Genomic DNA, 14866 nt, shown 5'->3' on the forward strand with positions numbered 1-14866 from the left:
GTTTTCATGTGTTACTTTCAAATTGTTGTTGTATTGTTGCTATTTTCGTTAAAATCACTGGCGTTTAGTCAACATATAAATTTTAAAAATTTAAATGTAAGTGAAGGGCTCTCCCAAAATACAATAAATGACATTGTGCAGGATAGACAAGGTTTTATTTGGATAGCAACAAATGATGGATTAAATCGTTTTGATGGTTTTGATGTAAAAATCTACCGTAATGATAAAGAAAATCCTTTAAGTATTTCCAATAACGTAATAAAAACATTATTGGTTGATAAAGATGGGAAGTTATGGATAGGTACTCTAGGGGGGCTTAATAAATATAATCCTGTAAGTGATTCCTTTGAATATTTTATTAATGAACAGAATAATCCTGAAAGTAATAAGGTTTTCTCTTTATCAGAGGGAAGGGATGGTATAATTTGGGTGGGGACAAAGAGTAATTTTTTGTATTCATTTAATAGTAAAACTAAGAGCTATAAATTGCATCATCTTCCTGGTAATAATACTAAAGAAATAATAAGTCAGGTTCTTGAGGATGAACTTGGGAGGTTGTGGGTTGGAACATATAATGGGCTATATAACTTAAATAAAGATTTTAGTCTAAGGAAATATTACCAGTTTTATTATGGTGAATCTAATAATAAGTTGTCAAAAATAATTAATTCACTATTGAGTGTTGATGGTCGGAATATTTTTGTTGGGACTTCTGATGGTTTGTATTTGTTAGATACTAAAGAAGGAATATACAAGTCCTTCTTTAGTGAAAATAATGGATTATCCTCAAACCGGATAGAAGCGTTATTTAAAGTAGATGCTGAAAGAATTTTGGTGGGTACAAGTCAAGGCCTTAATTTATTTAATAGAAAGAATAGTGGTTTTATTAGCTATAGTCAGAGTAACGATGTAAAGCAAGCTTTGAATGATAGTTATATAACAAGTATATTTCAAGATGGTACTGGTATGTTGTGGGTTGGTACATTTGAAGGAGGTGTTAATTTAATAAATATAAATTCACTAGAGTTTGGTTTATATAATAGTGATATTGACAAAAAAGAATGTTTAAGCAATAACTCAATATATAATATAATAAAAAGCTCAAAAGGAGATGTTTGGGTTTCTGCTTATGATGGAGGTTTTCACAAAATATCTTTATCAGAAGGTAAGTGTGTCTGGTTTAGCCATGATCATAGTGATGATAAAAGCATTAGTAGTAATAAAATAGCACCAACGGGGCTTTTTGAAGATAGTAAAGGAGATATTTGGATTGGTACGCTTGGGAAAGGATTAAATCGATTGCCCAAAGGAAGTAATAATTTTATTAGGTATTTACCAGATAAAAATAATAAAGATGCTATATCATCTGGTGCTGTGAGAAGTATTGTAGAAGATAATAAAGGTAATCTATGGATGGGAACAGATGGTGGAGGTTTGACACGTTATGACTATAAAACAGATACTTTTTCAAATTATCTTTATAAAAAAGATACACCTAACTCTATAAGTAGTCCGTATGTCTTTGATATTGAGATAAATGATAATGAGTTATGGATAGGAACAGAAAATGGTGGCTTGGACTATTATGATATAGAAACAAATACGTTCAAAAATTTTGGTAATAGCTATGGGATTAAGAGTGCAATTTTCTCAATTAAAGATGATGGGGAAGGCAACCTTTGGCTTGGTACTGCAGGTTCAGGTTTAATAAAGTTTAATAAAAGTAACCAGCAAGCAAAATATTATACTGTTGATGATGGCCTTCCAAATAATACAATTTATAAAATATTAATAGACAAAAAAGGTTTACTTTGGCTGGCAACAAACTATGGTATCGCCAGGTTTGATCCAAACACTGAAAAGTCAATCAATTATACTGTTGATGACGGCTTGCAAGGAAACGAGTTTAATGTTGGGGGTTTTTATGATAAAAAAAATAATGAATTGCTTTTTGTAGGTTCAAATGGTTTCAATATTTTTAATCCTGATCTTATTACTCGTGATAATCATAAACCGAATACAGTTATTACTAACTTCCTGCTATTTAATAAACCAGCGAACCACTTGTTTCAAAAATCGATTAAACTACTAAATAAAATAGAGCTAGACTATCATCAAAATATATTTTCATTTGAGTTTGCAGGCTTACACTATGCATCACCTAAACGTAATCAGTATCAATACAAATTAGAAGGTTTTGACGCTGATTGGCTTCATACTGGTGCTAAACGACGCATTGCTACCTACACGAACCTTGATCCAGGGGTTTATCAATTTAAAGTCAAATCAAGTAATCACCATGGAGTATGGGGAGAAGAGAAACAGGTTCAAGTGGTCATAAAGCCACCTCTATGGCTGACTTGGTGGGCTAAGATGATTTATACATTACTGATCATTGTGATACCTTTTAGTATTTATGGGTATAGGACACGCTCACTGCGTAGGCATGCCAGGCTATTGGAAGTAACAGTCGAGACGAGAACGCATGAGCTATTTAATGAAAAACGCCGTGTAGAAAAATTACTCAATAACAAGACTCGAGAGTTTGACAATATTTCCCATGAGTTTCGCACGCCATTAGCTATTATTTTAGGACGTGCTGAAAGTGGGCTGAGTAATACAGTAAAAGATAAGGATAGGAACAACTATCAGATTATACATAAAGTTGCGAATCGGTTGGCGGTGATTGTTGATGATGTCATTGAAATGGCAAGAACAAATAAAATTGGGCAAGCTACTGCTCAAAAAGTGATTTCAATTTCACTATTAGTACAAGATATTTGTGAAAATATGCGTGAATATGCAACATTAAAGAATCAACATTTTGATGTGTCAATAGAACCAAAAATATTCCAGGTTTGTCAGGCAAAAGCCATAGAAAAGCTAGTGAATAACCTTGTATCCAATGCGATTAAGTATACGCCCAATGATGGTGAGATTGAAGTTATCTTAAAACGGCATGATGAGAACCATTATAGTTTGTTGGTAAAGGACAATGGTATTGGTATTGCCTCAAAAGATAAGGAGCACATTTTTCAACGATTTTTCCGGATTGATAATGAGTATGTATATCAGGTGCAGGGAACTGGTATCGGGTTATCTTTGGTAAAAGACGTTGTAGAGGCTCATAATGGATGCATTGATGTGCATAGTGTATTAAATGAAGGGAGTACGTTTTGTATTCTGATGCCTTGCTCTACTAAGTCAATTGATGTCACTCCCTATGAGGTTAATCGTCAGTATATTGATGTCATTATGGAATCAATAGATACTCCCAAGGAAAGTGATCATGGTATGTGTATTGAGGAGAAGATTGAGGAAGAGGTTACGGGTGATTGTGTGACTGAAAAACCACTTCTGCTGGTCGTTGAAGATAATAAAGACATGCGTGATTTACTCAAGGATCAGCTTGAAAAAGAGTATCAGCTGATTATTGCTGAAGACGGAGTAGTTGCGCTAGAAATTGCACAAAATGCGATACCACACTTGGTCATCAGCGATATCAATATGCCTAACATGAATGGCTATCAATTACTAAACCGACTTAAAAATTCTAATGCGACGAGTCATGTCCCAGTAATTTTGCTTACCGCTAAAACGGATGCGGCTTCAAGATTAGCTGGTTTTCGTTATCAAGCTGATGGCTATGTAGCGAAACCTTATGAGCATGAGGAGTTATTAGCTATTATCCAAGCACAGCTAAGCAACAAGAAAAGAATTAAAGAGTATATAAAAGCATCATTAGAAACTAATACTACACTTGAAGAAGGTACAGTCGATGAGTATACCAATAAAGTTATAGTCAACTGCGTTAGCTATATTGAACAGCATTACCAAGATGATAGCTTATCTGTAAAACAATTGACTGAAGTAGCGTGCTTGAGTGAGCGTCAGCTCTTACGAAAGTTCCAGGATAATATTGGTATGTCACCCATAGAGTTTATTAACGACTTTCGGTTAATAAAAGGACAGTTACTTCTAAAGCAAGGGTTAAGAGTGAGTGAAGTTGCCTTCCAAGTAGGCTATAGCTCTGCGAGTTACTTTTCGAGACAGTATAAGAAGAAATATGGTATTTCCCCGTCACAAGCGTTAAAAAGTAAATCATGTACTGCTGTTTGATATTCTATATATACCCATAACCATTCACTTTCCACATCTATCTACTTTATCCATGATTGTACTTATATCAATGGTATTTCAATATGCTTAAAAGCTAAATGAAAGCTGGATAAGCCTTGTTGAACTAGTAGTAAAGAGTTCCTTTGCTTAAGAGACTATCTCTTCACTCGTACATTTCAGACGAAAACATGTACTAAACAGACATCATAGTAAGCAAATGATTTAATTCAAATTTTATAGGGAATACGCTTGTATTCACTTGATTGAAATAAGTTGGCTGAATTTTTTTTACTAGCTTTTTGATCAAGTCTCCACAAAGTTTGTTTGAGAGAGTTTGTCTGTCACTCATAACAATAAATATCGACTTTCTTTATATAATTTGGAACTGGAGTGTCTAATGGTTGAAATATTACTAACCAAAATGAATCCAAAGTCATGTGTGCTAAACGAACGTGCTAAGGTGACTGCAGTACAAATTACAGGCTATGACATCGCTGCAGCGTTAAGCTTTGGACAGTTGTCAAAACCCGCTTACTATTTTGCAAGGGCAAAGTATTGTGATGACATTCAGGCAGCAAAAAAACTAGAAGAACACTTAATTGAATTTATCCACTGTGAAATAGTAGTGAATAATTGGTCATTAGGTGAAGGTAGTATTATAGGTATAACTGAACTGCTTATTGAAGAAGGTGTATATGGGGTTAGATGTAAGAAGTGTAAAGGTAATGGGAACATTTATATAAAGCATAATCAACTTTCCTCAGTAGAAGATTGTACACGATGCAGTGGTAGTGGATTTGGTGCTTTTAGCCAACGAGAACGAGCACGAACAGCAAATATTCCATTAACAACATGGAATAGACATTGGGAAAGAAACTTTCAATATTTATTGGGTTATATAGAAGAGTTAAATAGCCAGCTGATTAGACATATGAGTAAACAGTTTGAATTTCTAAATTAGACTTTCTTTATGATTGTCGAGAATATTATATAAAAAAACGATTGAAAGTATTGACGGTTGGAACAAAATGAGGTTTAATTTTTCCATACTCGACGTACTGTGCCTTGAAACAAATATCGTTCAGTAAAGTACGTAAATCCTCCAACTTAAAAGTAAGTCATAGTAAAAATTCTATTGTGTTATCATGAAAAGACCAGCCAACGGCTGGTTTTTTTATGATTAAATTTTAGTCATAACGTGTTGAAGTTTGGGTATGGTGATCACCCATTTTTATTATTCTGAAAGGCGATCTGATAGAGAACTTCGCGCATTTAATATAAAGCTTGGATGGCAAGGGATTGCCTTTTTATTTATCTCCTCATTATAAGTGGATCAGCAATATAGTATAAAAGAAATGATTTTATATAAAGACAAAGTAAATATAAGACTAAGTCTTTAATCATTATCCGTCTCATACCGATACTAAAATAAGGGATAAGCAATGGCTGTTCAAGATATGATTCCAAAGTCAAGAATGACTTTACGTTATCGTACAGAAGTTAAAGGTGAGGTTGAAGATGTTGAACTACCGCTAAGGATACTTGTTCTTGGTGACTTTTCGGGAAAACATACAGAAAAAGTGCCTTTTGCTGAACGAAGTATTGTGCGATTTGATGGAAAGAATTTGAATGCAGTTATGGAAAAAATGAAGATAAAAACAAAAGTAGAGGATGGTGATGGTAAAACCCATACGATTCCTATTGAAAATGTTGATTCATTTTTGCCATACAGTGTTTGCCGTGAAATTAAGAATATGAATGACTTGGTAACCTTCAAGAAAATGCTTAATACGTTACTATCGAGTATTAATAACAGCGGTAAATTTCGACAGGCCATAAAAAGCTTAATTGAAAACCCAGAAGCCATAGAAGCGCTAAAAAAACTGATGGCGCCTAGTTATGAAGAAGATTCTAAGTTTTTGCCTGCATTAATGTCGCCTGATGCTGAATAAAAATAAAAACTAGGAAAGTAATCAATGTCAAATGAAATCCAAGCTGTAGATCATACACATCTGGCATCATTAGGAAGTAGTTTAAACTACATGCCAGAGACACTTGAGTCATTACTTGTTAAAAAAGCAAATGCAAATAAAGTTGTAGATTTAAAAGAAAAAGTTGCAAATATTATTTCACCTGTTGCCGAGTATCAAGATAATCAGGCACTTTCAGAAATGAAAGGATCTATAGAAAATATTCAACAGTATTGTGCTGAAACAGCTAGTTTTCTTAACGAAAGTTCAGAAGTTATTGATAAAGATGTTGTTAGTTCACTAAATAGTATATTAGAAAATATTGAATCAACTGCAACACTTGCTACTGAAAAATTTAATGAATTTTCTGAAGATGGTATAGAGGATAATAAAGAAGCTAATTTTCAAGCACAAAACTTATACTCTCGTGTTGTTAAAGATGTGTATAAACTTAAGAAAAAAGAAACCGAAATAAGTGACTTACTAATCTCAGATAAAACCTTACTTTTAACTGAGAATGAGCAAGCCGCTGACTTTTTTTTGGGATGTATTGCGACGGCTGTTTTTAACGACATATTACCTGCGAATGATACCGATGGTTTAGCAATGGCCACAATACGGCAACGAGTGCTAAACCTAAGTGCTGATATTGATGATAAAATTAATCAGCATTTGAACTCAATATTACATAACGAAAATTTTAAAAATCTGGAATCAAATTGGCTTGGTTTACAAGGATTAATTGAGAGTACAGATTGGTCAGCTAATATTATGATCGATATGTTAGACTGTACCAAAGAAGAGCTCAAAGATGATTTAGCAAATAACTCCGTTGATTTGACGAACAGTGACCTGTTTAAAAAAGTATATGTGGCAGAGTACGATCAATATGGTGGTAACCCATACGGATCAATCATCGGATTATATGAATTTGAAAATTCAGACCCAGACCGTAAGTTTTTAAGTACCATGGGTAAAGTTGCTGCAGCAAGTCATGCACCATTTATTTCATCAATCGGGCCTGAATTTTTTGGTTGTGAAAGTATACAAGAATTAGCTGATATTAAAGATCTTGATGCTCATTTGAACCATCCTCGTTTTGAAAAGTGGCATGAACTTCGCGAATCTGAAGAAGCAGCATATATTGGCATGACATTGCCAAAGTTTTTATTACGAGCACCATATCAAGCTGATTCAAACCCTGGCGGAATTGGATTTGAAGAAAAAATAGATATTGTTGAAGGTCATAAAGATTATTTATGGTGTAATGCGGCATTTCTATTTTGTAAAAATATGATTCGATCATTTACTGAAACAGGTTGGTGTCAATATATTAGAGGACCTAAAGGTGGTGGTTTAGTCAAACACCTACCCAGTCATGCATTTCAGCTCAATGGTCAACAAGAACTAAAAACACCCATTGAAATGACCATACCTGATTATCGTGAATTACAGTTTTCAAATGCAGGGTTTATTCCACTGATTTATCGGAAGGGGACTTCTGATGCTTGCTTTTTTAGCAGTCAATCAATTCGTAAGAATAAAGTATATAAAGACCCTAAAGAATCAGAGAATTCACAGCTAGTGTCTAACTTATCTTACACATTTTCTATCACGCGCATTGCTCATTATATTAAATGTATTATGCGTGATAATGTAGGTAGTACTGCAACTGCTGAATATATCAATGAAACAATACAAAGCTGGTTGTCACAGTATGTAACAACGGTAGTCAATCCTGATGACCGTACTTTGCGTTACTATCCATTTAAAGCTGTCAGTACAGAAACTGAAGAGCGTGAAGGTATGGTCGGTTGGTATAATAGTAAAATATCCGTTTTACCTCATTTACAATTTGAAGGCTTAGATGCTGAGCTAAAGCTTGATGTACGCACCTGATAAAGCACTAAAAACTGATTTCACTTCTTATTAAAAGGAATACAGCCTCATACGAGGATGTGTGTTGTGTGCTATTAACTGTCTATAAAAGTATAATTATCATTAAGGGGAATTATTATGGCAGCTTCTTCATTTGACTGTTGTGTAAGTCAAGGGTTTAATTTTCAAAAAGATTCTCAGCGCTTAGTAGGTCATATTAATTCATTGACTATTGGTGGGACAAAATTTAAAGCTGATTTTTCAGTGATGGACCCAACCAATATTAGTGATGAAGGTGGCAAGGTAAAAGTTGTTGGGGTTGTTTCTTCAATATACTGGAATGGTGGATTTGCAGACCCTGTTAGTTTTTGCTGTAATTTATCAACAACAAATAAACAGGAAGCTGCTGTGCTACAGCATACCAAGCTAAGTAACACTAATGTTGAAATGGCATTTACGATTTATGAGTACGACCCAAACGAAAAAGTATTCTTTAAATCTTTTCATACCAATGATCAACCAGTTAAAGGATTGGTAAATAAAAGTGGTGGAGAATTGAATGTCAGTGTGGATATGGATGAATCAAGCATAGTGACATCACCTAAAAACTTTGCATTCTATTTGGGTGTAATGCCAAAAGATGAAGAGCAAGATATCCACATGGCTGTTTCTAATAAATCTAAGTTTGTGAAGAAATGGGGAGTATCTGTAGGCGAATAATAAATTGGCTTTAAAACCTTTTGCAATCAATCTAATAATTGTAGCTATTTCCCTTCTTGAATATCTCTCGTTATAAGGATATTTTGCAAAAGGTCCATTCGATATTATGACTGCATATTTGACAATATAAGAAAAATTAAGGAGAAGCTTAAATGGCTAATGATGTGCCAGCTCCTGTTAAATGGGAATTAGGACAACCTTTACTGCCAGAACATTTAATGGCACAGGAAGAGTCTCTTATTGCTGAAGCCTCAGAGCGTCTGACAATAATGGGGTTACCAGCATATGGACTGAGTGTGGTACAGTGGGATGAAGCCTTGCTGCGTGATGAAGGCTGTCTACAATTAAAAAAACTAAGATTGCTCACTAAAAACTATAATGTATTTGTCGATTATCCAGGCAATACACGAATTTTAACACCTCCCATCGCATTGCAAGAACATCGTGAGCCGACAATTTACTATTATATTCTAAGAGAAAAAGCACCTAAGTATGATTCTACAGTAACGCCATTAATCCCAAAAAATGAAGGCATTAATCGTCGTTTATTGAAATTGATTATCAGTGCTAGTCAAGTATTACCAAGTGAATATGAATACATACTCAATGATCATGACTTTATTGAGCAAGGCTGTTTAGGTCAATTTGAAAAACCTTATGATAAGGGATGGCAATTATCCAGTGCTTTTGTACCTCCTTTATTACAGTTAGGTCAATCACCTTATTTAACACCTTCATTGAAGCAGTTGCTCACAATATTAAGGCGGTATCGAGCAGAATTACGACAAGAATACACAGCTAAAAATTTACCCACCTCTTTGTTATATGGCGTTAAACAATGTTTGCATAGTGTGCAAACCAATTTGCGTTTACTAGAGAATTTAAATGTTGCAACAGATATCGAAGGTGAATTAAAGCTTCATCCATACTATTTGTACGATTCATTACAAGGCTTATTGACGGATATTACCCTCTATCGTGGTGAATGGCCTGAACGTGATCCAAAACCCTATCGTCACCAACAATTACATATGTTGTTTAGTCAACTTATTCAACAACTTGTGGTTAGGATGAAGGTGAATAATGAACAAGCACAATGTTATGAATTTATGCTTAAAGATGGCTTATATTCAACACCACTACCACCAGGAATAAACACAGATGATACATTATATCTTGTCATTGATCATCAGCATCATGCCCCTCTAACACAAGATGAATTACCACGAATTACCAGTTGTGCTCGTGTATCTACATTACATAATTATTCACTGAAAGGTGTTGATTTAATTCCAATAGAAAATCCAACATTTGGCTATGAATTTGGTCAATCGGTACAATGCTTCAAGTTAAGTTCAGAAGGTGAAAGACTACATATTCAAAAAAATAATGATGTTGGTTTTTACGCTCAATCGTTATATCAGACACTGTCTTTTTACTTATATCGTAAATTGCAATTTGAAACTGTGAAAACTATGGATTAGCTGAAATAGACCGTAAAAGTCATTAATAATGTTTCGAATGGTTTCTACGTTATACATAGAGTCACAGTTCAGGTGATTAATATATGAGTGCTTTGCTATGTCGAATTGAGTTAAGTAAAAAAAACGGTATCGTCATAACAGTTAATAATGAATCTGGAAATATAAAACACACTATTGTTCTCGATAATGACTCAATCACTACGACATCAAAAGGAAATAGCAGTACTAGCACAATCAAGCAAACTCCTGACAGTGTAACAATTGACTGCAAAACATTTAAAGTCACAGCAGATAAAATAGAGTGTACATCAAATCAAGCCACAAAGCTTTCTAGTGGGACTGATTTTTCTATTTCTGGTGGAACTACTTTTACTGCTAAAGGCAATACAAATGCGACGCTTTCTTCTACTAAAGTTGATGTTAAGGGACAGGCAATGGTTAATATTCAAGGGGCAATGATCAAGTTACAGTAGTGTAAATAATAATTATAGAGTGGTGATTTGTCATGGATCTCAGCACACAACTTAAGAAAGCTTACAGCGATGAGCTATCCTTTATTAATGAATTTAATGAACAATTGACAACAGGCTATTCAGAATTGCCTGTTGATAGCCAAAACCCTGAAATAAAACAGTTACTAGAGTCGGTTGCACTATTAATAGCGCGAAATAGAGTCACAAGTCAGCAGCATATTGACCAATTGTATCGTCGGCTCTTTTATCAATTGTATCCGTATTTGACATCACCTGTACCTGCAATGGCTCTTGTCAAAGTTGAGTCATTGCATAGTTACGATCGTGTTCAATTACCAGCAAAAACAGGTATGATTTTTTCGACGCCTGATGATGAATATGCTTACTTCCAAACGTTGTTTGATCTTAGTATCGAACCTATCCGGCTTGATACGGTATCTTGTTATGGTAGTTATACTCTCCAAAGTAAGCTTGAACTAAAAATTAGCAATCAATCAACTAAACCTTATCCGCTTAGGTCGACTCATTTCTTTTTATGCGCAGGAGATGATTATTGTTTAACGCTACAGTTGCAACAGTTATTAAAAGACAATATCAAAAATGTTGAGGCAGAGTTTGAAAATGGCTGTCGTTATCCTTGTGAGGTCAGTATTGGTATACCAAACATAGATAACAGTTCACTATATCAAAAAAACCCTTTAGCAATTGAACGGCATCGTTTTCAATTACCAATGATGGCATCTTATTTAACAATTAAGTGTCCGGAAGCACCTGAACAATGGCAAATGTGCAAGATTAATTTAATCATTGATAAGCCTTGGCCTCCTGTACTCAATATCACACGGCAAATGTTTCAATTAAATGTGGTACCGGTTGAAAATTTACAGCAAGAAGAAGCAGATACAATTGAGTTTGATGGTGTGCAAACGGTTTGGCCTATTTTACCACCTCGGACTAAATCCACATTATCATTATGTACTTTGGAAGGGGTCTATCAGGTTAAAAATAATGAGCGTATTGCACTGCACTCAGGCGTTGTTAAATCAACATCAGGGCATTATGCCATTCATGATGTGGTGTCTGGAAATCAGCAAAAACATGAAGTAGCGATAAATATGCCTGAAGCATTTGATGAACCTGTTGATATTATTATTCAGGGACGTTGGCATGATCCTACATTTAGTCAATTACTCTGGAAACCATTAGCGATTCGTTGGTATGAGCATGATCTTCCAGATTTATCTTTACAGTTATTACCTTCAACGAAACAGGCCATTGTTCCTTTCTGTGCATCCATTACGTTAACGCCAGAACAGTATCTAGCCTTATCCGCTGTAAAAAACAAAGTTCGGTTAGATTTAGGTGATATTTTACTTATTTTAGATTCGATGGGTACAGTGTGGTTGAGAGAATTTAAAAGAATTCGGGAATTGTTAGCTAAATGTTATTGCTACGATTATCAAACGGTAAATAATCAAGGAAAACAATGTCTTGGACTGCATTATGTTATTGCTTTTCATCCCTTTGAAGATCATTTTAATCCACTTATAAAAGCGTTTATTGATCGTTTGGCTGCAATTCTCAAATTATGGATAACGGCATGCCCAGTTAAACTAACTACTGATGCAATACCAGAGGCATAATACCGTAAACTAGTGCATTTGCTTGTGGGAGAGTGAGTCATGAATTTTGAATGTTGGCAAAGTATTTATACATTTATTATAGAAAGAGACAAAGTATTAACAGATCAACAAGTGGTTAAAACTACTTCGACTGAAAATCTAACGGGGGCAGAGTCTTCTGCAAATATAAAAGCATCTATGAATACTCATTCTATTGCACAAGATACGACCACACTGCAGATTTTTAATCAGGTTTTAAGTGCATTAGTTGCCTGTCAGAAGAGTTTAAGTCGTGAGTTAACCGAAGAACAAGTGTATTGGATTATTATGGCGCTGGCTATTCATTCAGATGAAATCGCACGTAATCAATGTTCTGGTATTAATCCATGGGACTGGCCAGGTTTACAAGAGAAACATCTAAATGTAAAAGCCGGTGGCAGTTACTTTTATGAATGTATTGATCAGCTAATTGAAAAGCGCATTCATTTTGCGGATGCATTAGACGTATTTTATTTTTCATTGAATCAGGGCTTTGTCGGTCAGTATCATGATGATGACCAAAAAAAACATGAGTATTTAACCCTGATTGAAGATAATCTTGATTGTGTTATTCGTGAAAATCCGTATGCTTCAGTAGTTAAATTTAAAAGAGTGACAAGTAAGCGTGCACAACCGGACCTTCGCATATGATAAGCCCGTACAGCACCTGCGCAAAAAAAATAAACAGTCACCTCAATCGTTTTGATATTTTAGCATTACTCAAACTATTAGATTACAAAGGCTATACGACAGATAAAATTAGATTTAAAAGTAATGCAAACTTAACTTCCCAAAAACGCATCATTGAGCGTGTAGAGTTCATTTTTGAATATGTACATATAACATTAAACTTAGGTTTATTAGGAGCGCAAACTCATTTGCCTTCATATTGGTTAAAAAAGCTTGATCATTATACCTTAGACAGACCTCAGTTAGAGGCGTTGCTCATCTTTTTAGATCATATGATTATTTTGGACTTTTTAGGTCAACTTTATCCAGAAATCAATCGTTATTACTTTACACAGTGGCACCAAATAGTACAGCAACATGTTTTTTTCGATACTACGCCTTCAAGTATGAATTTACATTGGTTATTAACCAATGTATTTCCTGAGTTTGACATTATTTTAGAACAACAGCCAAGAGCACAATCAACGCAAGCTAAGGCACATACCTTTGGTATGTCGACTTTCAATTCAACAACAACGTTAGGCGGTATTGGTTTTCAAACGGTCAGTTCATTGCTTATTCGACTCACGTTAAGATATGCTGATTATCGTCATAACCTAAACTGGGAAAATGAAATTAATTATCGTTTAAGGCACTATGTTTTAGTTTTTTTTACTAATAAATCTGTAAATTTTGACATTGTCTTTACGACGTCGATACCTAGGGAAGGGCTACGCCTACAACGGCAAAGCCAACTTGGTCAAGATACACTGATTGGCATGGATAACAGGACTAAACACATACACCTATACGAAGGCCAAATGGTAGATGCCAAACCTAAACCAGCAACCCAGTATGGATGGACTGATTTATGTCGAATCCAGCTTTAACGTATCTTGTTAATGATGTTGTGTTAGAAACAGATGTTTCCGCACAAATGATTGAACAACATTTTACAACGTTAGCGAGTTGGTGGATTAATGGTGAGTTTGAAAAGTTAGTAGCTCAGGGTGATGAGATAATCCCCGTTGATATTTATGATATTCGTATCGTTACCTATTATTTATACAGTGTTTGGGTTGTAAACAACCACCAGCAATTTGTAGATGTCATTCAGGTTATTTTACGAATTTTCGAAAAACTTTATAGTGAAGATGATATTGCTTTTAAAAGTAGTGCCGAAAATGTCAAAGCAATAGAAGACTGCACAGCATTATTAATAAAAAAAATTCACAAGCGTTTAGAAAGATTTACACCTACATTAGCTACAGTAAACGAAGATCCTCAGCAAATTGTTGATCAGCTCATGGCACTTATGGAGTGTTTAGCGCCCTATACTCAGTTAGCATTAACCGTTAAACAGTTGGCAGAAATAAAAGCATTGTATTGGCCGCTTATTGAAACTTTTACGCATGACGCAGACGATGCCAACCATAATGAAATCAATGAGGTTGACTCCGATGAGCAGCAAAATGTAAACGATGACGTAGTAACGCATCCATCCACAATGGGCATGGAAACGTGGTCACATTCATTAACTTTACTGATGGATAAAATTGCGTTGTTAGAGGCGCTGGTTAAGCGTGACCAACTGTATAAAGCTGCTGTTGTAGTAGAAGATATTCAACATGAATTAGCTAATTTTAATCCATTGTTGTATTTACCGCAGTTATTTCAAGGTTATACAGCTTTAAAAGCGCAACATATTAGTACATTTACTCACTATATTCACAGCCATAACCCACATCAGTGGCAAGCGTTAAGAGAGCATTATACCGTTGATAAAAAAGCTTTTCTGGGGTTGAGCATTACGCCAGATCAACAAGAGTATGCTGATGAAAGGGAAGTGAGTGGCATGGTTTATGACGATGATTAAGTTTAAGCGCTTCCTG

Annotated in this window: 11 protein-coding genes; all 11 read left to right on the forward strand. The window is 34.9% G+C overall.

All coding sequences use genetic code 11. From position 1 onward, the window contains the following. Nucleotides 1-6 precede the first annotated feature (6 nt). The 11 genes from F607_RS0108215 to F607_RS0108265 all read left to right on the forward strand — a co-directional run bounded on the left by F607_RS0108215 (nt 7) and on the right by F607_RS0108265 (nt 14850). The gene (locus tag F607_RS0108215; RefSeq protein WP_027707713.1) at nt 7-4119 is read left to right on the forward strand and encodes a hybrid sensor histidine kinase/response regulator transcription factor; all 4113 of its coding nucleotides are present in this window, start codon (nt 7-9) and stop codon (nt 4117-4119) included. A gap of 397 nt (nt 4120-4516) precedes the next feature. Then, the gene (locus tag F607_RS0108220) at nt 4517-5080 is read left to right on the forward strand and encodes a hypothetical protein (RefSeq protein ID WP_027707714.1); all 564 of its coding nucleotides are present in this window, start codon (nt 4517-4519) and stop codon (nt 5078-5080) included. Nucleotides 5081-5561: 481 nt separating this feature from the next. Further along, nucleotides 5562-6071, forward strand: a complete 510-nt coding sequence (gene tssB / locus F607_RS0108225; RefSeq protein WP_027707715.1) for a type VI secretion system contractile sheath small subunit — start codon at nt 5562-5564, stop codon at nt 6069-6071. A 24-nt stretch (nt 6072-6095) separates the two neighbouring features. Beyond that, on the forward strand, nt 6096-7988 hold the full coding sequence (tssC, locus tag F607_RS0108230) for a type VI secretion system contractile sheath large subunit (RefSeq protein WP_157365404.1): 1893 nt from the start codon (nt 6096-6098) through the stop codon (nt 7986-7988). A 117-nt stretch (nt 7989-8105) separates the two neighbouring features. Further along, on the forward strand, nt 8106-8687 hold the full coding sequence (locus tag F607_RS0108235) for a hypothetical protein (RefSeq protein ID WP_027707717.1): 582 nt from the start codon (nt 8106-8108) through the stop codon (nt 8685-8687). Between the two features lie 152 nt (nt 8688-8839). Then, nucleotides 8840-10171: a type VI secretion system baseplate subunit TssK gene (gene tssK, locus F607_RS0108240; RefSeq protein ID WP_027707718.1), complete on the forward strand. Its 1332-nt coding sequence runs from the start codon at nt 8840-8842 to the stop codon at nt 10169-10171. Between the two features lie 83 nt (nt 10172-10254). After that, complete coding sequence (locus F607_RS0108245; protein ID WP_027707719.1) at nt 10255-10644, forward strand: hypothetical protein; 390 nt, start codon at nt 10255-10257, stop codon at nt 10642-10644. A gap of 32 nt (nt 10645-10676) precedes the next feature. Continuing rightward, nucleotides 10677-12287 (forward strand): type VI secretion system baseplate subunit TssF, encoded by a 1611-nt coding sequence (locus tag F607_RS0108250; RefSeq protein WP_027707720.1) that lies wholly within the window; start codon nt 10677-10679, stop codon nt 12285-12287. A gap of 39 nt (nt 12288-12326) precedes the next feature. After that, a complete protein-coding gene (locus F607_RS0108255; protein ID WP_027707721.1) occupies nt 12327-12956 on the forward strand; it encodes a DotU family type IV/VI secretion system protein in 630 nt (209 codons plus the stop codon). Beyond that, a complete protein-coding gene (locus F607_RS0108260) occupies nt 12953-13864 on the forward strand; it encodes a hypothetical protein (RefSeq protein ID WP_027707722.1) in 912 nt (303 codons plus the stop codon). The genes F607_RS0108255 and F607_RS0108260 overlap by 4 nt, the downstream gene beginning before the upstream one ends. Then, nucleotides 13846-14850, forward strand: a complete 1005-nt coding sequence (locus tag F607_RS0108265) for a type VI secretion system protein IglI family protein (RefSeq protein WP_027707723.1) — start codon at nt 13846-13848, stop codon at nt 14848-14850. Before F607_RS0108260 ends, F607_RS0108265 begins: the two co-directional genes overlap by 19 nt. The last annotated feature ends 16 nt before the right edge of the window (nt 14851-14866 follow it).

The sequence above is a fragment of the Zooshikella ganghwensis DSM 15267 genome, assembly GCF_000428585.1.
Classification (GTDB): domain Bacteria; phylum Pseudomonadota; class Gammaproteobacteria; order Pseudomonadales; family Zooshikellaceae; genus Zooshikella; species Zooshikella ganghwensis.

Bases quoted from the DNA above. Each gene is read 5' to 3' on its own strand.
- F607_RS0108215 (WP_027707713.1), top strand. From the start codon at position 7: ATGTGTTACTTTCAAATTGTTGTTGTATTGTTGCTATTTTCGTTAAAA.
- F607_RS0108220 (WP_027707714.1), top strand. From the start codon at position 4,517: ATGGTTGAAATATTACTAACCAAAATGAATCCAAAGTCATGTGTGCTA.
- tssB (WP_027707715.1), top strand. From the start codon at position 5,562: ATGGCTGTTCAAGATATGATTCCAAAGTCAAGAATGACTTTACGTTAT.
- tssC (WP_157365404.1), top strand. From the start codon at position 6,096: ATGTCAAATGAAATCCAAGCTGTAGATCATACACATCTGGCATCATTA.
- F607_RS0108235 (WP_027707717.1), top strand. From the start codon at position 8,106: ATGGCAGCTTCTTCATTTGACTGTTGTGTAAGTCAAGGGTTTAATTTT.
- tssK (WP_027707718.1), top strand. From the start codon at position 8,840: ATGGCTAATGATGTGCCAGCTCCTGTTAAATGGGAATTAGGACAACCT.
- F607_RS0108245 (WP_027707719.1), top strand. From the start codon at position 10,255: ATGAGTGCTTTGCTATGTCGAATTGAGTTAAGTAAAAAAAACGGTATC.
- F607_RS0108250 (WP_027707720.1), top strand. From the start codon at position 10,677: ATGGATCTCAGCACACAACTTAAGAAAGCTTACAGCGATGAGCTATCC.
- F607_RS0108255 (WP_027707721.1), top strand. From the start codon at position 12,327: ATGAATTTTGAATGTTGGCAAAGTATTTATACATTTATTATAGAAAGA.
- F607_RS0108260 (WP_027707722.1), top strand. From the start codon at position 12,953: ATGATAAGCCCGTACAGCACCTGCGCAAAAAAAATAAACAGTCACCTC.
- F607_RS0108265 (WP_027707723.1), top strand. From the start codon at position 13,846: ATGTCGAATCCAGCTTTAACGTATCTTGTTAATGATGTTGTGTTAGAA.